The following is a 22,888-nucleotide window of genomic DNA, read 5'->3' on the forward strand; positions in this document are numbered from 1 at the left end:
CGCTCGTGAAGCCCATAGCTTTAAAGGCAACGCGTGGAGCAATGGTTTGGGGGTAAGTGCCAGCCTGAACAATACGCATACGCTTTACCTTGAAGCAGACAGTATTACGGGCAAGCGCTTCAACCAGCGGCAGATCAACGGAGGCTATCGCTTCAGCTTCTAACGCAGTGCGGTAGAAAAAGTAGACCGGGCGCGGGTAAACCCGCGCTCGGTTTTTTACCAAGAGAAACAGCAACCCACCGCGATCTTAAGCCCACATCAGCTGCAAATAAAAAGGTATAGTGCTCCCCAGAGGCTTGCACAGGTGCCAAACTTTACTCTTGAATGAGACGCAGATTGTTCTAATTCTCACCGCCACGGTTCAGATAGTGAGAGGGAATATTCTTAATCAATGGTGCTGTGTTCGCATCAGTCGGGAGGGTAATATTTTAGTTTTAATCATTTAATATACAAAATATTGCCTGTTGATATTGAGTAATATAGCTTTTCGTCTTTTATAACGGCGTTAATGTTTTGCTTGTTCACATTCGCGATATTTTATTATTGAGGATGATGAGCATGGCTCAAATAACTGAAAGCTCGTTGCAGGATGTCTCACCTAAGTCTGCGTGGCAACTATTTGTTATTCTGCTGAGCGGGAAATGGCAACCCGGTGATTTCTGGAATAAAGCAAACTATCGCCGCAAATTTTTATGGCGTGGCTTACAGGCTCCTCTGTCCACCTGGCAACTGTTGGATATGCTGGTGTGTCTCCCCGAATTGCAGAGACTTCTCATTTGCCAGTCACGCTTACCTGTACGCCTGCAGCGCGCCTATCTGGCATTGAAATTCACGCGTAAGCAATCACTTCACGCTTTACTTTTTCACTACCAGACGATGAGTGCCCGACTGTCTTATGAACAGCGAATGGACTGGCTATCACCGCGTGGTTTGCGTCTGGCAACACTTGAAGGCAAAGAAGGTCATGACTTTTATATCGCCCTGACCAGTGAGGTGAATCTGGATAAAGAGGGAGACTGCACAATGGTCATTCATGATGTGCAGGCTCGGGTACTGGCAAAGATTACTTATACTCTCTGCCGGTATCAGGGGAAAAGCACGCTGTTTATTGGTGGGTTGCAGGGAGCGAGTGGCGATATCTCCCATGAAATTATCCAGTCAGCAACAAAAGCCTGTTATGGGCTATTTCCGAAACGTATTGTGCTGGATGCTGTGTGTCATTTTGCCCGGCATATGCGGGCGGAGCAAATCCTGGCCGTCGGCAATGAGGTGCATATTTATCGCAACGCACGCTATCGGGGGCAGGCGGCTCAAATGTATGCGGACTATGATAATTTCTGGCAAAGCCAGGGGGGCCGCCTGAATAATGAGGGCTACTATATATTGCCTCTGCACCTTGCACGCAAAGAACTTGATGCCATACCCAGTAAAAAACGAGCGGAGTACCGCCGCCGGTTTGCCCTGCTGGATGAGCTCGCAGAGCAGATGCGAATGACATTATCCTGATAATGGAGGGAGTGCTTCTCCGTCACCTGCCGGACGCCAGGAATACCACTTTCCTTTTGCTGAAAGCCCCGTTTATTGCCAGGCAGGGCTGTAGCGCTGCATTCTGTTAAATTGATATTTGTTATGTTATAACATTTCTTTTGTTGCGATTGGACCGCAAAGGAGAGCGTTATGATAATGAGAAAATCGGCCTTTATTCTGGGTATGGGGGTTTTCCTCTCAGGTACACAGGCCTTTGCCCATGGCCACCATCACGTTAAGCCCCTGACCGAGGTCGAACAGAAAGCCAGCGAAGGGATCTTTGATGATGCCAATGTGAAAGACCGGTCTTTATCTGACTGGGACGGCATCTGGCAGTCGGTCAATCCATATCTGTTAAGCGGCGATTTGGATCCTGTGCTGGAGAAAAAAGCCAAAATGAGTGGTAAAAGCCCGGAGGCGTACGGGGCGTATTATAAAAAAGGTTATGCGACAAACGTTGAGACGATCGGAATTGAAAATAATGTTATTGAGTTCCACGTTGGCAAACAGGTGCAAACCTGCCGCTACGACTACGCTGGCCATAAAATCCTGACCTACAGCTCGGTAAAGAAGGGCGTCCGCTACCTGTTTGAGTGCAAAGACGCTCAGTCAAAAGCGCCAAAATTCGTACAGTTCAGCGACCACATCATCGCCCCGCGTCAGTCGCAGCATTTCCATATCTTTATGGGCAGCGAATCTCAGGATGCCTTGCTGAAAGAGATGGATAACTGGCCAACGTATTACCCGTACAACATGACCAAAGCTCAGGTTGTCGACGAGATGCTGCATCACTAGAAATGCAAAACGGGCGGCACATTCGCCGCCCGCGATTTTTACCCGGCCTTCAGTTCGTTCTCGACCGTTTTCAGCGCTTCAAGCGCACAGGCCTGGTCCAGATGCCCGCCCGGTGCGCCGCCTACGCCGACTGCGCCAATCACCTGTTCACCCGCTTTCACCGGCACGCCGCCCCCCAGCAGCAGGAAGCCCGGAATATCGCGCATATTGGCCGCGCCCGCGTTGGACTGGGAGCCTTTCATCACGTTATCGGTTGGGTTTTTGGTGGTCAGCGAGGTCCAGGCTTTCATCCGGCTGGCTTCAACGGTGTGCGGCCCGGCATTATCCATTCGCTTCATGACCAGTGGCGTGCCGGATCGGTCAACCACGGTCACCGCGACGTTATAGTTATCTTTGGCGCAAACCTGGAGCGCGCTCTGCGCCAGCTTATCAGCCAGATCGAGGGAGAGGTTTTTCTGGCTCAGCACGCCGGTTGCCGCGCTGGCGGTAGAGACTACGCTGCCCAGCAGTAGGGCGCTTAACAGAAGACGTTTCATGATGTTGCTCCAGAGTTGTTCGTTATGGGGCAATACTATGAAACGAGGCGCGGGCGGAAAATTGGCGCGAACACCTAACTTTCCAGGTAGTTTTACTTAGCCTCTTTGGCGATATCGCCGTAGGTTTTCAGCAGTTTAGGCAGCGAGTTCACTTCCAGTTTGGTGAAAATATTGGCGCGGTGTGCCTCGACCGTGCGTGGAGAAAGCGAGCACTGCTGGGCAATTTCCTTGCTGGAGTAGCCCTGAATCAGCTGCTCAAGCATCTCCTTTTCGCGAGCGGTCAGGGTGGCGAGTTTCGCCTGCAGCGGCAGCCATTTTTGTTTTTCCTCAAGGCGCGTTTTTTGTTGCTCCATCGCGGCCCCGACTACTTCAAACAGCAGGTCGGCATCAATCGGTTTGGTCAGAAACTCAAAGGCCCCGTTTTTAAACGCCCGGCGGCACAGGTCGATGTTGCCGTGCCCGGTCATGATGATTACCGATAACGCCAGCCCCTGTTGCATCCATTCATCCAGCAGCGTTAGCCCGGTTTTGCCCGGCATGCGGATATCGAGCAGCATGCAACCTGCCAACTGACTAAGGTCGCCTGCGTGCTGTTGAAAAGCCTGGGCGCTGTCAAAGGTATGAGTTTGCCAGCCAACCGTTGAGAGCAGGAGCTTCAGCGAGTCGCGGATCGCCGCATCGTCATCAATAAGCCAAATGCACTGATCCATTATTTCTCCTCGCTGTTGAGTGGAAACCAGAGTCTGAAACAGGCGCCGCGCCCGGGAATATTGCTGGCCTCGATGGTGCCATTCAGGCGTTGAACAAGCGTGTCGGTGAGCGCCATCCCAAGCCCAATCCCTCTGGCGCGAGTAGTAAAGAACGGGATGAAAACGTGCTCAAGCGCTTCGGGCGATAACCCCGGACCACCGTCGGTTAGCATTAATACAATGCCGTTATTTTCAGCGCTGGCCTGCAGATGGATCCAGCCAGAGCCGCCGGTTTGCGCCTGCACCGCGTTGTTGACGATATTATGCAGGATTTGCTCCACCCACAGCGGGGGAGCAAACAGCGGCGGCAGCGAGTCGGCAAAATGCGCGGTTGCACGAATTTTTTCTGCCTGCAGCTCGTTATCCAGCAGCTTACAGACACGCAGCCAAAGCCTCGGGAGATCCACCGGCTGGTATTCTGCCTGCTCGCGGGTTAGTTTCTGTCGGAACTGGCTAAGCAGGGCATTAATTCGCTTTATCTGCACTACCGAGGCATCCAGCAGTCCGGAAACCTGAGTCAGGTTGCCCTGCATTATCAGGCGCACTGCCGCCTGGTTATAGCTCATAATGGCGGTCAGCGGCTGATTCAACTCATGCACCATGCCGGCCGCCAGCTCCCCCATGGTATTGAGTCGCGTGAGTTCGGCGTAGCGGGCGCGCAGGTCGGCAATGTCCCGACGGCGTTTGTTCGCCTGATATTGCGTCAGTAAATAGAACGTCAGCGCCCAGAATAGCGCCGGAGAAACAATCAGCCACCAGGGTAGTTCCGCCCATTCCGGGCTGTCGCTTGCTGAGACTAAAAACGGCTGCGTAGGGCTGGCAACCATTTTGTCCCACTGCCAGTAGCCCGCGTTGGCATTGCCCTGCTCGTAAAGTATCGTGGCATTCCAACTGATGGCGAGATGCTTAAAGGTCTTTTTTTCACCGAGCGTGTCAAGCAGCGTCTTTAAATCTATCAGTAGCGCAAGGTTAGGGCGGTTCAGCCAGTAGCGGCCATGGTCTTCAGGTACGACGGGCAGGCGAGGTTCCAGGTTGTTATGCCGCCGCCACAGGACAATCTGCGGCAGGATCTTTTGTACTTCACCGGCATCCTGGCTGACCGGCAGCAGAGGGATAATGGCATCGTGCTGGGACAGCTTGACCGTAATTTCGCGGTAAAGAATGCGGAAGTCGGCGGATTTGTCTTGGTATTGCTGCTGTAAAAACCAGGCGCCAAGCCCTGCGCAGCTAAGCAGCGTGAGCAATAGCCAGCTGATTATCCTTAACATGCGAAGTCCTTTGGTCGGCGACGGCTGAAAATGTGGGCTTCAGTATGGAGTAACTTTTAGGCAAAAAAAAGCGGGCGCTTGTGCGCCCGCAAGATGACGTGCAGAGCTCATTGTTCTCAGATAGCGGGTTAGTGTCCTATTAAAAACAATGAATAGTGTTCTTTGGTGTGCCCCAAATGGGCGAAAACCACGTTTTTGCCCATTTGCCACAGAACCAAAGCGGGCACCGCAGCGCCCGCCTCAGTTCAGCTTTTAGAAAACTCAGTGTTTGTTACAGCCTGCGCACTGTTTGTTCTGGATCTGCTGGAAGAAGTCGTTGCCTTTGTCATCCACCAGGATAAACGCCGGGAAGTCTTCCACCTCAATTTTCCAGATGGCTTCCATACCCAGCTCAGGGTATTCCACCAGTTCAAGGCTCTTGATGCTGTTCTGCGCCAGCACCGCTGCCGGGCCGCCGATGCTGCCGAGGTAGAACCCACCGTGTTTGTGGCAGGCGTCCGTCACCTGCTGACTGCGGTTACCTTTGGCCAGCATTACCATGCTGCCGCCGTTGGCCTGCAGCTGATCCACGTAGGAGTCCATGCGGCCTGCGGTGGTTGGGCCTAAGGAGCCGGAAGCGTAACCCTCTGGGGTTTTGGCCGGGCCAGCGTAGTAGATCGGGTGATCTTTCACGTACTGCGGCAGCGCTTCGCCGTTATCGAGACGCTCTTTCAGCTTCGCGTGGGCGATGTCACGCGCCACGATGATGGTGCCGCTGAGCGACAGGCGGGTGGAAACAGGGAACCCGGACAGCTGAGCGAGGATCTCGTTCATCGGGCGGTTGAGGTTCACTTTCACCGCTTCACCTTCGCCGGCCTGACGCAGCTCTTCCGGGATGTATTTACCCGGGTTGCTTTCCAGCTTCTCAATCCAGATGCCGTCTTTGTTGATTTTGGCCTTGATGTTGCGGTCCGCAGAGCAGGAGACGCCCATGCCGATCGGGCAGGATGCGCCGTGACGCGGCAGGCGAACGACGCGGATGTCGTGGGCGAAGTATTTACCGCCGAACTGTGCGCCCAGGCCGAGCTTCTGCGCTTCTTCCAGCAGCTCTTGCTCAAGCTGCACGTCGCGGAATGCCTGGCCGTGCTCGTTGCCTTCGGTTGGCAGGCCGTCGTAGTAGTGGGTAGACGCCAGCTTCACGGTTTTTAACGTAGATTCTGCTGAGGTGCCGCCAATCACAAACGCCACGTGGTACGGTGGGCAGGCCGCGGTGCCCAGGGTACGCATTTTCTCAACCAGGTAATTTTTCAGCTTCGCCGGGGTGATCAGCGCTTTGGTTTCCTGGTAGAGATAAGTTTTGTTGGCGGAGCCGCCGCCTTTGGCGACGCACAGGAATTTGTATTCGTCGCCGTCCACGCTGTAGAGATCAATTTGCGCTGGCAGGTTGGTGCCGGTGTTCACCTCTTTGTACATATCCAGCGGGGCGTTCTGAGAGTAACGCAGGTTATCTTCGATATAGGTGTTGTACACCCCTTGAGACAGCGCCGCTTCATCGCCGCCGCCGGTCCAGACGCGCTGGCCTTTTTTGCCCATGATGATGGCGGTGCCGGTGTCCTGGCAGGTCGGCAGAATGCCTTTGGCCGAGATTTCGGAGTTACGCAGGAACTGCAGCGCGACGTATTTGTCGTTCTCGCTGGCTTCCGGGTCGCTCAGGATGTTCGCCACCTGCTGCTGGTGCGCCGGGCGCAACATAAACGCCGCATCGTGAAACGCCTGCTGCGCCAGCAGGGTCAGCGCCTGCGGCTCAACTTTAAGAATGGACTGGCCTTCAAATTCGCTTACGGAAACGTGGTCGCGGGTTAACAGGTAATATTCGGTGTCGTCATGCGCCAGCGGGAAGGGATTTTGGTAAACAAAAGGTTTGTTCGACATAGCTCGTTACTCCATAAAAATAAACCGCCGGAGGTTGCCCTCCAGCGGCTTTAAATCAGAACATCAGGGACATCCACGGATAACCAATCACCAGCAGCGCGACCAGGAACAGGCCGCCGAAGATGGTGCCCAGGCGCCAGTAGTCTTTGGTTGGCAGGTAGCCGCTACCGTAGTAGATAGGGCTTGGGCCGGTGCCGTACGGGGTGATGATGCCCATGATACCCAGCGAGGTCACCATCAGCAGACAGAACACTTCCATATTCATGCCCGGAATGGTGGAGGCGATGGTCAGCATCGCCGGCAGCAGCGCGGTGGTGTGCGCGGTGGTGCTCGCAAACAGGTAGTGCAGCAGGTAGAACGCCAGCAGTAGGACAATGGTCGCGGTGCCTGGGGCGATGCCGGTCATCAGCGCGCCGCCTTCTTTACCCAGCCAGGAGATGAAGCCGGTAGAAGACAGGCCATCGGCCAGGGCAACCAGGGTGGCGAACCAGACGAAGGTATTCCACGCCGCCTTGTTATTGGTGATGTCGTTCCAGTTCAGGACGCCGGTCCACAGCATCAGGACGATAACCAGCAGGGCGGCCAGCGCAGGCTCAATCCAGCTTGCCGCGAAGATCCACATCACCAGCGCGGAGCAGACGAACACCAGCAGCAGGATTTCGTTGCGGGACAGCTTGCCCAGTTTTTCCAGTTCACGGCTCGCCCATTTTGGCACTTCGTCGTTCACTTTCACTTCAGGCGGATAGAGCCAGTAAGCCAGCAGCGGCATGGTCAGCAGTAACAGCAGGCCAAGCGGCAGGAAGGCGAGGAACCACATACCCCAGGAGATGTTGATCCCGACGATGCTTTTCACCAGCGCCAGCGCCAGCAGGTTAGGGGCCAGGGCAGAGAGGAACATTGAGCTGGTGATACAGGCGGCGGTGATAGCCACCCACATCAGGTAAGAACCGATTTTACGTGCGCTCGGGTCGTTCGGTTTAGAGCCGTACAGCGGCGGCAGGTTAGCGATAATCGGGTAGATGGTCCCGCCGCTACGTGCGGTGTTGGACGGGGTAAACGGCGCCAGCAGCAGGTCGGCGAAGGCAATGGCGTAGCCCAGCGTCAGGCTGCGGCGGCCAAGGTATTTCACCAGAATCAGCGCCAGGCGACGGCCAAACTGGGTTTTATCGTAGCCGGCGGCAAACATAAATGCGCCGAAGATAAGCCAGACGGTGGAGTTACCGAAGCCGCTGACCGCCCATTTAAAGGAGGCACCCGCCAGCTTGAATTTCGGGTCGGCCATTTGTTCCGGGCTGAACAGCAGCCACTGGCTGCCAAGTGAAATGACGACGATCCCGGTCAGGCCGATAACGGCGCCCGGCAGCGGCTCGAAGATAAGCCCTACGATGACGCCGACGAAGACAGCAAAGAAGTGCCAGGCGTACGGCGGCAGGCCGTCCGGGACCGGAACCAGCATCAACAACAGTGCCACAATGATGGGCAGCGCCATCATCAGCCAACGTTTGTTGCTGCCTGCTTTTTTAGTGCTCTCTTTGAGCGGCGGTAGATTGGTGGTTATTACACTCATAATGACACCGTTATAAGGAGTTAAGGATTCTGTTTTTATTTCCGCTTACTTTAGTTTTTAAACTTTCTTTATTAATTAAATGTTGGTTTCTGATTGTGGCGGAAATAACCATTCATCGCTTTTTATCAGCGGTGAATTAAATTCTTTGGATAATTATATATTGCGCTTTCGGGGTATATGACAATTGATCGAGATCAAGAAACAGCATTCTGTTTATTCTTTTATAAAAAATAATAGTTCGCATATTTGCAGGGGTATTTACGCAAACAAGTTATCAATTTGATCATTAAAAATGCGCCTCTCAGTCCATTTTTAGTGGTTTTAGCTGACTCGATTCCGCTTCGCGCAAGGTCTGGGGCGTGTCTGTGTGGTGCTCTGCGAAGGTAACTGAAATGTTATATTAATTTAATAAGCTGTGATCTTTTATATTTTAATTAATAACACGTTGTGGGTATTTGTGTTATCACGGTTCTTTAATAGTTTTTAAATTAACGTAAATGGTTTAGTAACTAAAAATAGTCTTATATTGTGGGTATGCAAAATGGCCAATAACCAAAAACGAAAATAGTGCCAGCAACCCAATTCTCAATTTTAAATTTAAAAGTTTGGAGTCGACATTATGAACACCGACAAACACATGTTAAGCCCATTTACTTTACCTAACGGTACGGCGTTAAAAAATCGTTTGCTTATGGCACCGATGACCACCTGTACCGGGTATTTTGATGGCACCGTGACCGAAGAACTGGTGGAATACTACCGCGTCCGTGCCGGGAGCATCGGCACCATCGTGGTGGAATGCTGCTTCATTGACGATTTGGGCCTCGCTTTCCCGGGCGCTATCGGGATTGATAACGACGAGAAAATTGCCGGTCTGGCGAAAATCGCCTCCGCGATTAAGGCTGAAGGCTCAAGAGCGCTGCTGCAGATTTACCACGGCGGCCGCATGGTCGACCCTAAACTCATCGGTGGCCGTACCCCGGTTGCGCCAAGCGCGCTGGCCGCACCACGTGACGGCGCAGCCACGCCGAATGCCCTGACCACAGAAGAAGTGGCAGGCATGGTGGGCAAATTCGGTGACGCCGTTCGTCGTGCCATTCAGGCCGGTTTCGACGGCGTGGAAATTCACGGCGCGAATACCTACCTGATCCAGCAGTTCTATTCCCCCAACTCAAACCAGCGCGATGACGAATGGGGCGGCAGCCGCGACAGTCGCGCTAAGTTCCCGCTCGCCGTGCTGGATATCACTCATCAGATGGTACGCCAGTACGCCGACGACGCGTTCATCATCGGCTATCGCTTCTCCCCGGAAGAGCTTGAAGTCCCGGGGATTCGCTTTGACGACACCATGTACCTGCTGGAAAAACTGGCCGCGCGCGGTCTGGACTACCTGCACTTCTCCCTGGGCTACTCGCTGCGTCCGTCGATTAACGACACCACTGATCCAACGCCGCTTATCAATAAATACTGCGAAATGCGTTCAGACGCGCTGGCGCAGATCCCGGTGATGGGCGTGGGCGGTATCGTCAATGCTTCCGACGTGGAAACCGCGCTGGAACACGGGTATGACCTGGTGGCCGTGGGCCGCGCCTGCATCGCCTACCCGGACTGGACCGACCGCATCGCCAACGGTGACGTGCTGGATCTGTTTATCGACAGCACCCAACGCGAAGCGCTGACCATTCCTGAGCCGCTGTGGCGCTTCTCGCTGGTCGAGGCGATGATCCGCGACATGAGCATGGGCGGCGCCTCTAAGTTCAAACCGGGTATTTTCGAAGAAACCGTTAGCGATGACGTCAACCAGCTGGTGATCAACGTCAGCCTTGATAGCGATCGCATCGCCGATATTGCGCTGGCTTCTGGCCCGCAGGACGACGTTGAATTCATCACTAACTTCGAAGAAATTCGTACCCGCATTCTGACCGCCAACTCGCCGTTTGTGGACGCCATTTCCGGCGCGACGTCCCAGAGCGAAGCGGTGAAAAAAGCCGTTTCTAAAGCGATGGTGAAATCCAGCAAACAGCAGGCGTTTGAAGAAAGCGGCGGCGTTAGCGCCCCGCAGAGCTACGACGTTGTGGTCGTGGGCAGCGGCGGTGCCGGTCTGGCGGCGGCGATTCAGGCGCATGACGAAGGTGCCAGCGTGCTGATCGTTGAGAAAATGCCGTCCATCGGCGGGAACACCGTTAAGGCTTCAGCCGGGATGAACGCGGCGGAAACCCGCTTCCAGCGCGTAAAAGGTATTCACGACAGCAAAGAGCTGTTCTACGCCGAAACCCTGAAGGGCGGCTACAACAAAAACAACCCTGAGCTGCTGCACCGCTTTGTGGAAAACGCCCCGCAGGCGATTGAGTGGCTGGCGGATCGCGGCATCATGCTGAACGACATCACCACCACCGGCGGGATGAGCATTGACCGTACCCACCGCCCTCGCGACGGATCGGCGGTTGGCGGCTACCTGATAAGCGGCCTGCTGCGTAACATCAACAAACGCAGCATCGACGTGCTGATGGAAACGGCGGTAACGGAAATCCTGTTTGAGCAGGGCGCGGTCAGCGGCGTGGCGCTGCTGACGGACGAAAACGAAGCGCTGACCATCCACGCGAAAAGCGTGATCGTGGCGACCGGCGGCTTCAGCGCCAACAGTTCGATGGTGGTGAAATACCGCCCGGATCTGGAAGGCTTTGTCACCACTAACCACAAAGGCGCAACCGGCGGCGGTATCGCGCTGCTGGAAAAACTGGGCGCCGGTACCGTGGATATGGGCGAAATCCAGATTCACCCAACCGTTGAACAAACCACGTCTTACCTGATTTCCGAGTCTATTCGCGGCGGCGGTGCCATCCTGGTGAACCAGAAAGGCAGTCGCTTCTTTAACGAAATGGAAACCCGCGATAAAGTGTCGGCGCAGATTATCGCGCTGCCGGAAAAATACGCGTATATCGTGTTCGACGAGAACGTTCGCACTAAAAACAAAGCGGCTGACGAGTACATCGCCAAAGGCTTTGTGGTCAGCGCTGAAGGTCCACGCGAGCTGGCGGAAAAACTGGGCATGGATTACCACACGTTCCTGGCAACGCTTGAGCGTTACAACGGCTTCGTGGAAAATCAGTACGACGAAGAGTTTGGCCGCAAAACCGCGCTGCGTAATCCGATTAAAGATGGTCCGTTCCACGCCATCCGTATTGCCCCAGGGGTGCACCACACCATGGGCGGCGTAACCATCAACGCCGAAACCGAAGTGCTGGATAAACAGCACCAGGTTATTCCAGGCGCGTTCGCCGCGGGTGAGGTGGCCGGCGGTATTCACGGTGGTAACCGCATCGGCGGTAACGCGGTGGCGGATATTATTATCTTTGGTACTCAGGCGGGCCATCAGGCGGCAAGCTGGGCAAAACGCTAAAAGTCTCTCTACAGGCTATCTTATTTGCCATTTTGGCCCCGGGCTGTGCTCAAAATCCTCACGTACTGCGTGTACGCTCCGGTTTTTCCGCACAGTCCTGGGTCAAACTGTCAGCAACGATTACGCCTGTTGGTATAGACTTATTGACCCGTTTTTTGCTTCTTAAGAGGAGCCGCTATGTCACAACCCGAAGGCGTTTATGGCTACTCCGCCGTTTTAATGGGCTCGCCCATCCTCCTCAAACTGTTCGAACATAACGAAACTCTCGCCTCTCAGGTGTTCCGCCTGATCAAACAATACGAAGACCTCCTGACCGTTAACCGGGCCGAATCCCAGGTGATGAGCATCAATCACGCCGCGGGCAAACATCCGGTCGCCGTCAGCCGCCCGGTGTTTGAGCTTATTAAGTGTGCGAAAGCCGCCAGCCTGTTTCCCGACAGCATCTTTAATCTGGCCATCGGCCCGCTGGTGAAACGCTGGAAGATTGGCTTCAAGGGCGACAGCGTCCCGCCGGAGCAGGATATTGCCGCGCTGCTGCCGCGCACGCAGCCGCATCAGGTGGTGCTGGACGAAGCCGAAGGCAGCGTTTATCTGGCGCATGCCGGCATGGAAATCGATCTGGGCGCGATAGCCAAGGGCTATATCGCCGACCGCGTACGTGACTTCCTGAAGCGCCAGGGCGTGGAGCAGGGGCTGATTAACCTCGGCGGCAACGTACAAACTCTGGGTTCGCCGGAAGGCGGCTGGTCCATCGGGCTGAAAAAGCCGTTTAGCGGCCCGGATGAGATGCTGGGGGTGATTGAGGTGGCGAATAAATCGGTGGTGACGTCCGGTGTCTATGAGCGCTATTTCGAACTGGACGGCAAACGCTATCACCATATTCTCGATCCGCACACCGGCTACCCGCTGGACAACGATCTTGATAGCGTGACGATCGTTTCCACCGACTCCATAGACGGCGATATCTGGACCACGTTGATTTATGGGATAGGCGTGGAGAAAGGCTGTGCCGTGCTGGCTAATCGCCCCGATATCGAGGCGATTTTTGTGACCAAACGGCGGGAGATTATTCTCTCTTCCGCCAGCCAGTTCCGCTTCACGTTACTGGCTGACGATTACCAACTGATTACTGGCAGTACTGCTTAAGCAGGCCAAGCTGCTCAACCTGCAGGCGGTAGCGGTAAACCGGGCGGCCGGTCATGCCGTAGTGAATGCTGGTGAACAGAATATTAATCTGCGCGAGCCAGATCAGATACTTACGGCATGACACGCGAGAGATATTCACCGCCGCCGCCAGCTCGTCGGTGGAGAACTCTTCCGTCGGGTGCGTGTCGATCCACTGGCAGATGGTGCGCAGCGTTTGCGGCGTCAGCCCCTTCGGCAGGCGCTTGGCGTCCGCCACCACCGGCGATCCACCGTGCAGCAGACGGTCGACGTCAGCCTGCTCATAATACTTATGGGTGCCCATCAGGTTTTTCTTTTCGCGCCAGTTGGTTAGCGCCTCTTCAAAGCGCGGGAACTGGAACGGTTTAATCAGGTAATCGACCACGCCGTAGTGCATCGACTTCTGGATGGTTGCCGCGTCGGCCGCCGACGAGATAACGATCACGTCGATGGTTTTCCCCGCTTCACGCAGCGTAGGCAGCAGATCCAGGCCGTTATCCTGCTGCATATACACATCCAGCAGAATTAGATCTATTTTTAACTCCGGGTTGCTGACCATCTCCCGCGCCTGTTTCAGCGTGGAGGCGGAACCGCAGCAGCTAAAGCCCGGGATTTGGCTGACGTAGGCGCGGTTAAGCTCCGCGACCATCGCATCATCATCAACAATTAAGACATTAATCACGCATTGTTCCTTTCACTATCCCAGGGTAACTGCACAAAGAATTGGGTGAAGACGCCGGGTTCTGACTCCACCTGAATACTGCCGCCAAGCCGCTCAATCTGCTGCCGGGCGAGGAACAGGCCTACGCCACGCTGCTCGCCTTTGGTGGAGTAGCCTTTGTCAAAAATAGACTGAATATGGTCCGGATCGATGCCCGGCCCGTCGTCGCTGACCTCAACGCTCAGCACGCCGTTCTGATAGTGCAGCAGTACGCCCACCTCGCCATCAGCCTGGCCTGCCATTGCGTCCAGCGCGTTCTCTATCAGGTTGCCCAGCGCGGTAATCAGCGCCATCACCTGAAGCTCGTTCGGGTTGTCCGGCAGTTGGCATTCATCGGCAAGCGCCAGATGGTGGCCCGCTTCCCGCGCGCGGTTAATCTTGCCTATCAGGAACCCGGCAATGACCGGCGACTTAATTTTGCTCTGCAGCGTGCCAATTTCCGTCTGGTAATTGCTGGCGGTTTGCAGAATGTACTCTTCTAGCTTGTCGTAATGTTTAAGCTGCAGCAGGCCAAGAATGACGTGCAGCTTATTCATAAATTCGTGTGAGCGCTCGCGCAGCGCGTCGACATAATTCACCATGCCGTCTACACGCTGGGTCAACAAATTGATTTCAGTCTTGTCGCGGAAGGTACTGATGGCGCCGATCACCTGATTATTTATACGAATTGGCACCGCATTACACAAGACCAGGCGACCATAGCTGATGATTTGCCTGTCCTGAATCGGCGTGCCGGTATGAAGCACTTCGCACAGCGTTGCCACCAGCGGCCCCGGCGGCACGGTTTTGCCGAGGCGGAAATCATCCGGGGAGAGCAGCAGCTTGCGCGCCGCGTGATTGATGAGCGTCACCCGGCCTTCGCGGTCGACGGCGATAATACCCTCTTTGACGGACTGCAGCATCGCCTGGCGCTGCTCGAACAGGGCGGAAATTTCATACGGCTCGAAGCCGAACAGAATGCGTTTCAGTACCCGCACCAGCACCCAGGTGCCGAGTGAGCCGAACAGGGCGCTAAATAACACCGTCCAGAGTACGCTCCAGCGGCTTTTGCTGATCTGCTCATCCACTTTGCTGAGCGAAATGCCGATGGCGACCACGCCTATCTGCTTATGCTGCTCGTTATAGACCGGCGTAAAAACGCGCAGGGCTTCCGCCAGCACGCCGTGGTTGATAGAAACATTCTCTTTGCCCTCCAGCGCCGGGAAAATGTCGTCGCCGATAAAATGCGAGCCGATATTGCCGGGTTTGGGGTGCGAGTAGCGAATGCCGTTCATGTCGGTCACCACCACGAACAGCAGGTCGTTACGATCCTGCACGCGTGAGGCTACGGGCGGGATGATGTCTTTGCTGTGGGGCTGCGTCAGGCCGTATTTGATCGTTGGATCGTCGGCCAGGGTTCTCGCCACCGCCAGCGCGGTGTCTTTCAGGCCGCTGCGGGTGGCGTTGCTGATCTGGATAAAATACAGGGCGTAAACCACAAGCAGCACCGAGCCGATAACGGCGCACAGCATCAGCGTCACCGAGGTGCTGAGTTTCATCGGGCGCTTGGCCGTCGTTTGCGGGGGCTTTGTGTCGCTCATGGTTGTTCCGGTCCGGGGCGCAAACGCTGATTATCGCCGATGGAACCGGATTGTAAAAGCCGTGTCAGAGATAGCGGCCAATATACCTCTGCGGGGAAACGCCCAGTTTTTTCCGGAACATAGCGATAAACGCGCTGCTGCTGGCGTAGCCGAGCGTGCTGGAGAGATTGCTGATGGTGGTGCCGCGCGCGAGGTGGCAGACGGCTTCCACCAGGTGCATTTGCTGCCGCCATTCGGTAAAGCTGAGCTGGGTTTCTTCCCGGAACAGCCTGGCCAGCGTTCTTTCGCTCGCGCCTACCTGTTTGCCCCACCAGGCCAGGGTTTCCCGCTGAGAAAGGTCGCTGCATAGCGCATCGCAAAGCTGGCGAATACGTCTGTCGTGGGGCAGGGTGATGTGGCACAGAGCGATGTCCTGCAAGCGCAGAAGCTCGTTGTGCAGCAGATCATGCAATAACTGGCTTCGCTGCGGGTCGGCGGGCTTTTCAAGGCCGGCGACGGTCACGGACTGAAACAGCGGCGTAACGGCCAGGCTGCGGCTGTGGCGGCTGAATGCGTTTGAGGCCTCCGGCGTCATGTACAGGTTGTGGGTCACCACTTTACCGATGGCCTCCAGGCCGTGCGGCAGGCGCCCCGGCAGCCAGAGCGCGTGGCCGGGGGCGACGACCCAGACATTTTGCTCGCTGCGGATCTTCGCCACGCCGCTGACCGGGTAAATCAGCTGGCCCTGTTCGTGGGCGTGAAACGGTTCCTGGCTTCCTGCGCTATAATGGAGTTCTCGTACTTCCAGAAACGCTTCCTGCGGACTCTGCTGTGTGAATTGCTTTATCATTTGTTGCCTGCCGTTCGTCCGATTCTCGCCATTTCATGATGCAGTAGCGCGTTAAGACAATCTCTGTCCGCTTTGCGATATCTCCCCATCCGATCGCGCTATTCTGCCACGGGTGCTCTTCTCTTTTAAAGGTGAATAATTATCATTTCGATCCTCTTCTTATAACATGATACGGTCGATATGAAACAGGGCGGATGGGTAAACGGGAACATGCCTTTGAAGGCGTTAAGTTGTGCGGTCTTTGCGGCGTGCGCGGGCTTTGCCCATGCAGCAGACAAACCGGCGGCACAGGACAGCACGATGGTCGTTACGGCCACGGCACCTTCTTCTTCCGGCCAGGAAGATGAAACCAGCGTGGTGGCGCATGAGGCGGTGGCGGGCACCAAGTCCAGCTCGCTGATTAGCCGCACGCCGCAGAGTATTTCGGTGGTGACCCAGGCGCAGATTGCGGCGATGGCGGCAAAAAATATTCCCCAGACGCTGCGCTACGTCGCGGGCGTCTCGTCGGAAGATGCTGGCCCGGATACCCGCTTTGATACCATCATGGTGCGCGGCTTTGAAGCCGACGAATACCTGGACGGCCTGCGTTTGCCGCGTGAAGCCTGGTGGAGCCGCCCGGCGTGGGATCCGTTCCTGCTCTCCCGTATTGAAGTGGTCAAAGGGCCTGCTTCCGTGCTTTACGGCCAGGCGAACCCCGGTGGCGTGGTGAACCTTGTCAGCAAAACACCTCAGGCCCAGCCGGGCGGCCAGGTTTACGTCAGCGCCGGGAATAACAGCCAGTTCGGCACCGGCTTTGACGTGACCGGCCCGCTGACCGACAGCAAAGAGTGGCTGGGCCGCGTGGCGGGTACCTTCTTCGACACCAAAACGCAGGTCGATCACACCCGTTACCAGCACTACGACATTGCTCCGTCCGTCACCTGGCAGCCAAACGACCGCACCAGCCTGACGCTGCTGGCGCAGCTGCGCCAGGATCCTGATACCGGCTTCTACAATATGCTGCCGATGAAGGGCACGCTGGTGAACAACCCGAACGGTAACATCGGCACCCACTTCTACGGCGGCCAGCCGGGCTTTGATACCTACACCCGCAGACAGGGCAGCATCGGCTATCAGTTCCGCAGCGAGCTGAACGATAACGTCACGCTGCGCCAGAACGTGCGCTACATCAGCAGCAGTGCCGATTACCGCATGGTCTATCCGTTCGGGACTTACCCGACCCAGCCGCAGGTTGACCGTTACTCCATGAATCTCACCGAGACGATGAGTAACTTTGCAGCAGATAACCAGGGCGAGTTCCGCTTTGATACCGGCCCGGTGTCGCACACTGCGCTGCTGGGCGTGGATGTGATGCACTCCTCGGTGCGCAGCCAGGCGGGCTACGGCGACGCTTCGCCGCTGAATTACCTCCACCCGGACTACAGTCCGCTGGTTGAAGTGCCTGCGTTTACCAGCAACAGCCATTCTACGATGGATCAAACGGGGCTTTATCTGCAGGATCAGCTGGCGCTGAATAACTGGGTGATGAGCCTGGCGGGGCGCTACGACAGCGCGCAAACCAAAGCCACCAACCTGTTGAACGACACTCACCAGACGCGCAACGACTACGCGACAACCGGCCGCGCGGGGCTGCTGTACCACTTTGATAACGGCATTGCACCGTACATCAGCTACTCGACCTCGTTTGTGCCAAGCGCCGGCACCGACTTTAACGGTAATGCGTTTAAGCCAACCAAAGGCAAGCAGACCGAAGTCGGGCTGAAATACGATCCGGTCGGGATGGACGCGCTGTTTACCCTGGCGCTGTTCGATCTGCGCCAGACTAACGTCGCCACGCCGGATCCCGATCATGTGAACTACAGCGTGCAGACCGGGGAGATCCGCTCGCGTGGGATCGAGCTGGAAGGCAAGGTGAACGTCACGCCTGCCTGGCAGATCCTTGCGTCTTACTCGCTGACCGACCCGGAAGTGATGAAGGCGAACGACGGCAGCGAAGGCAAACACCCAACGGGAATCTCACGCAACCTGGCTAAACTCTGGAGCCAGTACGCATTCAGCGGCCCGCTGGATGGCTTCTCCGTCGGCGGCGGCGTGCGTTATGTCGGCCCAAGTTACGCCACCACCGATAACTCGCTGCAGGTGCCGGGCGCCACGGTCTATGACGCCCGCATCGGCTGGCAGTATCGCCAGTGGCAGGTCGCTCTTAACGCCGCCAACCTGACCAACAAAACCTACCTCGCCGCCTGCCAGAACAACGGCTGCGAGTTCGCGGTTAAGCGTCAGTACGTGGCCACGTTAAGCTACCAGTGGTAAGCGAATGCTCTCCCGCAGACGTTTACTGACCTTTGCGCTGGCCGCTCCGTTTATCGGGGCGGCTGGTGCCGTTTCCGGGCCTCCGCAGCGCCTGGCGGTACTTGACTGGGGGCTGACCGAGCTGATTCTGGCGCTAGGCGTCACGCCGCAGTCAGTTTCCGCTCCCGACTGGTACCGCAAGCTGATTGGCACGCCGGAACTGCCCGCCAGCGTGGTGGATATTGGCCTGCTGTTTCAGCCGAACCTCGAAACGCTGTACGCGCTGAAGCCCGATCTTATTGCGATCACGCCAGGCCATATGCTGCTCAAGCCCCAGCTGGAGCGCATCGCGCCGACGCTTACCCTGCCAACCGGCAGCCTCGCCGAATGGCAGATCTCCCTCGGTAAGCTGGCTGCTGTACTTCATCTCGAAGTACAGGCTCGGGAGGTTACGGCTGCTTTTGAGCAGGCTTCGCTTCATGCCCGAGAGTCTGCCGCGGCTTATCAACGCCCGCTGTTTATCGCCACGCCGATAGACGCGCTGCATATGCGGCTGTACGGCGCAGGCAGCCTCGCCGGAGATGTGCTGGCCCGCTGTGGTTTCAGTAATGCCTGGCAGGGCGGCGTTAATTCCCAGGGCGAAGCGATGGTCGAGTTAACGCGCATCGGCGCAGACAATGCCGGGCTGATTCTATTGCCGGAGGACGGGCAATGGCCGCTGATCCAACGCTGGCAAAGTTCATTGCTGTGGCAGCGCCTGCCGCTGACGTCTCAGCCTCAATTGGCTTTCCCTGCGCAAAAATTCAATTCAGGCGGCGCGCTGGTGACGGCCACGCGCATCGCCGAGGCATTGGGGCAGATTGTGACGGGGTGGCAACGTGGCTGAGACGGGAAAAACGACGGCTTCCTGGCTGCTGATAGCCGCGCTCTGGGCGGCAAGCCTGATTATGGCGCTGCAAAGCGTGGCGCAGCACGGCGGGCTTGTTCACGGCCTGAACGTGCTGTTCAGCTCGCAGATGCCGGATGCGCAGGCGGTGATCCTGCATTCCATGTGGTTCCCGCAGCAGGTGATGGCGTGGCTCGGCGGCGCGGGGCTGGCGCTTTGCGGCTGGCTGATGCAGCGCGCGCTGCGCAATGCGCTGGCGGAGCCGATTACCCTCGGCATGACCTCCGGCGCGACGCTGGCGTTAGGCGTGGCTTCGATGTGGTTCCCGGCCACGTTGCTGACGGCCCGCACCGGCGTAGTCATTACCGGGGAAGTTGCCGCTTTGCTGCTGGTGTTGCTGCTTTCCTGGCGGCAGCGCCTGTCGCCGCTGGTGATGATTCAGGCCGGGATGCTGGTCAATCTGTGGTGTGGTTCGCTGACCATGATCATGGCGGTGATCAACGACCGTTTTCTGCTATCGGTGCTGATGTGGGGCGGCGGCTCGCTGGCGCAGCAGGACTGGGGCGGCGTGACGACGATCCTGCCCTGGCTGGGGCTGTGCTTGCTGGCATTGCTGCTGTTGCTTCGCCCGCTGGCGCTGCTCAGGCTGCCGGAGGCGATGGTGAACAGCTTAGGCGCTTCTCCGCTGTTGATCCGTTCGGCGGCGATGGCGCTGGCGTTGGTGATGAGCGCTCTAATCATTAATAGCGTCGGGGTGATTGGTTTTATCGGCCTCGCCGCCCCGCACCTGGCCAGGTTAGGTGGGGCACGCACCACGCGGCAAATGCTCTGCCATTCGCTGCTTATCGGTGCCGGTTTGCTGTGGTTCACCGATCTGTGCGTCAGCCGTATCACGCTGCTGGACGGGCAACTGCTGCCGGTGGGCATGTTAACGGCCCTGACCGGGGGGCCGCTGTTGATCCTGCTTGCGGGCAAAGCCCGGCATCAGGTGCTGGACACCACGCCCTCCGCCTACGAAGGCGAGGCGTGTGGCGTGCGCTTCCCGGCGGGCACTGCTTTTGTGCTGCTGCTGGTGGCTATTGTGCTGTCGCTGTTTGTCGGGCAAGGGCTGCACGGCTGGCACTGGACGACCCTTGCAGAACAACACGCTCTGCTGCCGATGCGCCTGCCGCGCCTGCTGGCGGCGTTAAGCGCCGGAGCTTTGCTGGCGGCCGCGGGCGTATTGATGCAGCGCGTTAGCGGCAACCCGCTGGCAAGCCCGGAGATCCTCGGCATCGGCGGCGGGGCAGCGATGGGCGTGACGGCATTTCTGCTGCTATTCCCGGCGGGCGGGACAGGGCTGATGATCCTCAGCAGCGCCGCCGGGGCATTAATTAGCCTGCTGATAACGCTGTGGAGCAGCCGCCAGAGCGCCTTTAACCCGCAGCGGGTGCTGCTGAACGGGCTGGCGCTGAACGCGCTGTTTCAGGCCATTGCCAGCATCGTGATGCTCAATAACCGCCAGGCCAGCTCGATGCTGCTGCAACTGATGACCGGCAGCACTTACTACGTCAATAACGGCATCGCCATCGGCGTGTTCTTCGCCATGTTGCTGCTGCTGGCGGTTTCTCCGCTGTGCAAACGCTGGCTGCTGCTGCTGCCGCTTGGGCAGGTGAGCGGCTCGCTGGGCGTGAATGTCGCCAGAGCGAGGATTAGCGTGCTGGCGCTGGCCGCCTTGATGACCGGGCTTGCCACGCTGATCGTCGGGCCGGTGTCGTTTGTCGGGCTGCTGGGGCCGCATCTGGCGCGAAAAGCCGGCGCGAAACGACCTATGGCGCAGCTGTTCACCGCCGCGCTGCTGTCCGCGCTGATTATGGTGCTGGCAGACTGGATGGGCCGTAATTTTCTTTATCCGCGTCAGCTGCCCGTGGGGCTGGTGGCGTCGCTGGTTGGCGTACCGCTGCTGGTATGGCCGCTGATCCGGAGCCGGGCGCATACACATCAACAATAGCGCCGGGAGAGTAATGTCGAAAAGGAAGCAACAATGTCTCTGTTAATGATGCTGTTCCGCCTGGTGGGCGGCTGGCTGGTGCTGGCGGCGTTCGCCAGCGTGGTCAGTGGGTTAAGCAACGCCTCGCTGCTGGCGGTGATCAACCATAGCCTGACGCTGCCGCCCGACGGGCTGGCCGACGTGGCGCTGAAGTTTGTGCTGTTGGCCGCGTTAATGCTGAGCACTCGCGTACTGGCCGAAACGCTGTTTATGTGGCTCGGGCAAAAAGTGAAGGCCACACTGCGTAAAGACGTGGTGAACCACGTCAGTGAAACTGCCTGGTCCCAGTTGGAGAAAACCGGCATGGCTAAGGCCGTTTCTATACTTACGCAGGATCTCGACACGCTGGTGGTCTTTTTTGTCAGCCTACCGGGGCTGCTTATCTACGGTGCGGCGATTGTCGGCTGCCTGATCTACCTCGGCACGCTGTCGTGGCAGGTATTGCTGCTGGCGCTGCTGGTGCTTGGTCTGGGCGCAATGGGCTATCGAGCCGCCCACGGCAAAGCGCTGGGGCTGCTGCGTAGCTCGCGGCAGCGGGAAGATACGCTGATTGCCCAGTGTAAGAAACTGTTCGACGGCGGGCGTGAGTTTCGCCTGAATCCGCCGCGCAGGCGGCATTTCGTCGACGGGCCGCTGAGCGAGAACATCGAGGCGGTTCGCCTCGAACGCACTCGCGGGTATGTGTTTTATGGCCTGGCGAAGAGCTGGGGCAGCGTGCTGTTCTTCGCGTTTATCGGCGTGGTGCTTTATTGGCTGCGGGAGTCCCTGGCGCTTAGCACGGCGGTGATGACCGGCTACACGATGATTTTTCTGTACATGATTGTGCCGGTAGAGGGCGTGCTCTCGGCCTTACCAACGCTGACCAGCGCCCGCATCGCGCTCCAGCGAATCGCCCAGCTTAAAGCCGATCTGCCGCAGGAGAAGCTGCTGCCGCTGAAAAGGCCGCCCCATTTCGACAGCCTTGAGCTGACGGACATTCGCTACGAGTATCAGGGCGAAGAGGGCGAACGTTTTACCCTCGGGCCGCTTGATCTTCGCTTTACCAAGGGCGAGCTGATCTTTTTGGTGGGCGGCAACGGCAGCGGGAAAACCACGCTGGCGAATTTGCTGGTTGGCCTCTACCCGCCGGACAGCGGTGAAATCAGGCTTAACGGCATGCCGGTTACGGCGGAACAGCGTGAAATCTACCGCCAGCACTTCGCTGTAGTGTTCAATGATTTCTTCCTGTTTGATGACGTGGATAACGTCCACGAGCGCACGGCGGGCCAGGTTGAAAAGCTGCTGCACCTGTTGAAGCTCGACCACAAAGTCACCTTCCGCGACGGGCATTTCTCAACCACCGCGCTTTCTCAGGGGCAGCGTAAACGCCTCGCGCTGCTGCAGGCCTGGCTGGAGAACCGGCCTTTTTATCTGTTTGATGAATGGGCTGCGGATCAGGATCCCGGCTTTAAAGAGGTGTTCTATAAAGTGCTGCTGCCGATGTTAAAAGCGGAGGGAAAAACGGTGCTCGCCATTACCCACGACGACCGATATTTTCCGCTGGCGGACAGGTTAATTAAGCTGGAGTCCGGGAAAGTGGTAGCAGATAATCTAGTCAGGTAATTACCGTAATATATTTTTTAATGGACTGGCGG

17 protein-coding genes are annotated in these 22,888 nt (G+C 57.1%); 9 read left to right on the forward strand and 8 right to left on the reverse strand.

The features are described 5' to 3' along the window. From VGM55_RS21315 to zinT, 3 genes are all read left to right on the forward strand, one after another. The coding region (locus VGM55_RS21315; RefSeq protein ID WP_331636648.1) for an autotransporter outer membrane beta-barrel domain-containing protein at positions 1 to 163 on the forward strand (163 nt) is incomplete at its 5' end. A gap of 350 nt (positions 164 to 513) precedes the next feature. Then, a complete protein-coding gene (locus VGM55_RS21320) occupies positions 514 to 1,506 on the forward strand; it encodes a VirK/YbjX family protein (protein WP_331636612.1) in 993 nt (330 codons plus the stop codon). A 171-nt stretch (positions 1,507 to 1,677) separates the two neighbouring features. Then, positions 1,678 to 2,322 carry a metal-binding protein ZinT gene (gene zinT / locus VGM55_RS21325; RefSeq protein ID WP_331636613.1) on the forward strand — a complete coding sequence of 215 codons (645 nt, stop codon included), beginning with the start codon at positions 1,678 to 1,680 and terminating at the stop codon, positions 2,320 to 2,322. 38 nt (positions 2,323 to 2,360) lie between these two features. Here zinT and VGM55_RS21330 read toward each other — a convergent pair whose 3' ends face one another. The 5 genes from VGM55_RS21330 to VGM55_RS21350 form a co-directional block, all read right to left on the reverse strand. Continuing rightward, positions 2,361 to 2,858: a GlcG/HbpS family heme-binding protein gene (locus VGM55_RS21330; protein WP_154188622.1), complete on the reverse strand. Its 498-nt coding sequence runs from the start codon at positions 2,856 to 2,858 to the stop codon at positions 2,361 to 2,363. 92 nt (positions 2,859 to 2,950) lie between these two features. Further along, positions 2,951 to 3,568, reverse strand: a complete 618-nt coding sequence (locus tag VGM55_RS21335) for a response regulator transcription factor (RefSeq protein WP_331636614.1) — start codon at positions 3,566 to 3,568, stop codon at positions 2,951 to 2,953. Next, the gene (locus tag VGM55_RS21340; protein ID WP_331636615.1) at positions 3,568 to 4,875 is read right to left on the reverse strand and encodes a sensor histidine kinase; all 1,308 of its coding nucleotides are present in this window, start codon (positions 4,873 to 4,875) and stop codon (positions 3,568 to 3,570) included. Before VGM55_RS21340 ends, VGM55_RS21335 begins: the two co-directional genes overlap by 1 nt. A gap of 261 nt (positions 4,876 to 5,136) precedes the next feature. Continuing rightward, on the reverse strand, positions 5,137 to 6,786 hold the full coding sequence (fumA, locus tag VGM55_RS21345; protein ID WP_331636616.1) for a class I fumarate hydratase FumA: 1,650 nt from the start codon (positions 6,784 to 6,786) through the stop codon (positions 5,137 to 5,139). A gap of 55 nt (positions 6,787 to 6,841) precedes the next feature. Beyond that, entirely contained in the window at positions 6,842 to 8,353 is a 1,512-nt protein-coding gene (locus tag VGM55_RS21350; protein ID WP_045781484.1) for a DASS family sodium-coupled anion symporter, read from the reverse strand. A 619-nt stretch (positions 8,354 to 8,972) separates the two neighbouring features. On the opposite strand from VGM55_RS21350, the gene VGM55_RS21355 reads away from it, so the two are divergent. Together VGM55_RS21355 and VGM55_RS21360 are read left to right on the forward strand one after the other, a co-directional pair. Beyond that, entirely contained in the window at positions 8,973 to 11,753 is a 2,781-nt protein-coding gene (locus VGM55_RS21355) for a flavocytochrome c (RefSeq protein ID WP_331636617.1), read from the forward strand. Positions 11,754 to 11,930: 177 nt separating this feature from the next. After that, positions 11,931 to 12,899: an FAD:protein FMN transferase gene (locus VGM55_RS21360; RefSeq protein ID WP_331636618.1), complete on the forward strand. Its 969-nt coding sequence runs from the start codon at positions 11,931 to 11,933 to the stop codon at positions 12,897 to 12,899. Here VGM55_RS21360 and dcuR read toward each other — a convergent pair. The 3 genes from dcuR to VGM55_RS21375 form a co-directional block, all read right to left on the reverse strand. Then, positions 12,880 to 13,599, reverse strand: a complete 720-nt coding sequence (dcuR, locus tag VGM55_RS21365; RefSeq protein ID WP_331636619.1) for a two-component system response regulator DcuR — start codon at positions 13,597 to 13,599, stop codon at positions 12,880 to 12,882. The genes VGM55_RS21360 and dcuR overlap by 20 nt on opposite strands. Continuing rightward, on the reverse strand, positions 13,596 to 15,218 hold the full coding sequence (locus VGM55_RS21370) for a sensor histidine kinase (RefSeq protein WP_331636620.1): 1,623 nt from the start codon (positions 15,216 to 15,218) through the stop codon (positions 13,596 to 13,598). Before VGM55_RS21370 ends, dcuR begins: the two co-directional genes overlap by 4 nt. A gap of 64 nt (positions 15,219 to 15,282) precedes the next feature. Continuing rightward, positions 15,283 to 16,047 (reverse strand): helix-turn-helix transcriptional regulator, encoded by a 765-nt coding sequence (locus VGM55_RS21375; protein WP_331636621.1) that lies wholly within the window; start codon positions 16,045 to 16,047, stop codon positions 15,283 to 15,285. A 210-nt stretch (positions 16,048 to 16,257) separates the two neighbouring features. On the opposite strand from VGM55_RS21375, the gene VGM55_RS21380 reads away from it, so the two are divergent. The 4 genes from VGM55_RS21380 to VGM55_RS21395 are packed head-to-tail and all read left to right on the forward strand — an operon-like array spanning position 16,258 to position 22,856. Continuing rightward, positions 16,258 to 18,360 (forward strand): TonB-dependent siderophore receptor, encoded by a 2,103-nt coding sequence (locus tag VGM55_RS21380; RefSeq protein ID WP_331636649.1) that lies wholly within the window; start codon positions 16,258 to 16,260, stop codon positions 18,358 to 18,360. Positions 18,361 to 18,364: 4 nt separating this feature from the next. Next, on the forward strand, positions 18,365 to 19,225 hold the full coding sequence (locus VGM55_RS21385; protein ID WP_331636622.1) for an ABC transporter substrate-binding protein: 861 nt from the start codon (positions 18,365 to 18,367) through the stop codon (positions 19,223 to 19,225). After that, on the forward strand, positions 19,218 to 21,215 hold the full coding sequence (gene fhuB / locus VGM55_RS21390) for a Fe(3+)-hydroxamate ABC transporter permease FhuB (protein ID WP_331636623.1): 1,998 nt from the start codon (positions 19,218 to 19,220) through the stop codon (positions 21,213 to 21,215). The genes VGM55_RS21385 and fhuB overlap by 8 nt, the downstream gene beginning before the upstream one ends. Positions 21,216 to 21,248: 33 nt before the next feature. After that, complete coding sequence (locus VGM55_RS21395) at positions 21,249 to 22,856, forward strand: cyclic peptide export ABC transporter (RefSeq protein WP_331636624.1); 1,608 nt, start codon at positions 21,249 to 21,251, stop codon at positions 22,854 to 22,856. Positions 22,857 to 22,888: the final 32 nt, after the last annotated feature.

The sequence above is a fragment of the Cedecea sp. genome (assembly GCF_036500665.1).
Classification (GTDB): Bacteria; Pseudomonadota; Gammaproteobacteria; order Enterobacterales; family Enterobacteriaceae; genus Cedecea.

Coding starts and splice junctions, on each gene's coding strand:
- VGM55_RS21395 (WP_331636624.1), top strand. CDS start 21,249: ATGTCTCTGTTAATGATGCTGTTCCGCCTGGTGGGCGGCTGGCTGGTG.
- VGM55_RS21330 (WP_154188622.1), bottom strand. CDS start 2,858: ATGAAACGTCTTCTGTTAAGCGCCCTACTGCTGGGCAGCGTAGTCTCT.
- VGM55_RS21370 (WP_331636620.1), bottom strand. CDS start 15,218: ATGAGCGACACAAAGCCCCCGCAAACGACGGCCAAGCGCCCGATGAAA.
- VGM55_RS21360 (WP_331636618.1), top strand. CDS start 11,931: ATGTCACAACCCGAAGGCGTTTATGGCTACTCCGCCGTTTTAATGGGC.
- VGM55_RS21355 (WP_331636617.1), top strand. CDS start 8,973: ATGAACACCGACAAACACATGTTAAGCCCATTTACTTTACCTAACGGT.
- VGM55_RS21385 (WP_331636622.1), top strand. CDS start 18,365: ATGCTCTCCCGCAGACGTTTACTGACCTTTGCGCTGGCCGCTCCGTTT.
- VGM55_RS21375 (WP_331636621.1), bottom strand. CDS start 16,047: ATGATAAAGCAATTCACACAGCAGAGTCCGCAGGAAGCGTTTCTGGAA.
- VGM55_RS21335 (WP_331636614.1), bottom strand. CDS start 3,568: ATGGATCAGTGCATTTGGCTTATTGATGACGATGCGGCGATCCGCGAC.
- VGM55_RS21380 (WP_331636649.1), top strand. CDS start 16,258: ATGCCTTTGAAGGCGTTAAGTTGTGCGGTCTTTGCGGCGTGCGCGGGC.
- VGM55_RS21350 (WP_045781484.1), bottom strand. CDS start 8,353: ATGAGTGTAATAACCACCAATCTACCGCCGCTCAAAGAGAGCACTAAA.
- zinT (WP_331636613.1), top strand. CDS start 1,678: ATGATAATGAGAAAATCGGCCTTTATTCTGGGTATGGGGGTTTTCCTC.
- VGM55_RS21340 (WP_331636615.1), bottom strand. CDS start 4,875: ATGTTAAGGATAATCAGCTGGCTATTGCTCACGCTGCTTAGCTGCGCA.
- fumA (WP_331636616.1), bottom strand. CDS start 6,786: ATGTCGAACAAACCTTTTGTTTACCAAAATCCCTTCCCGCTGGCGCAT.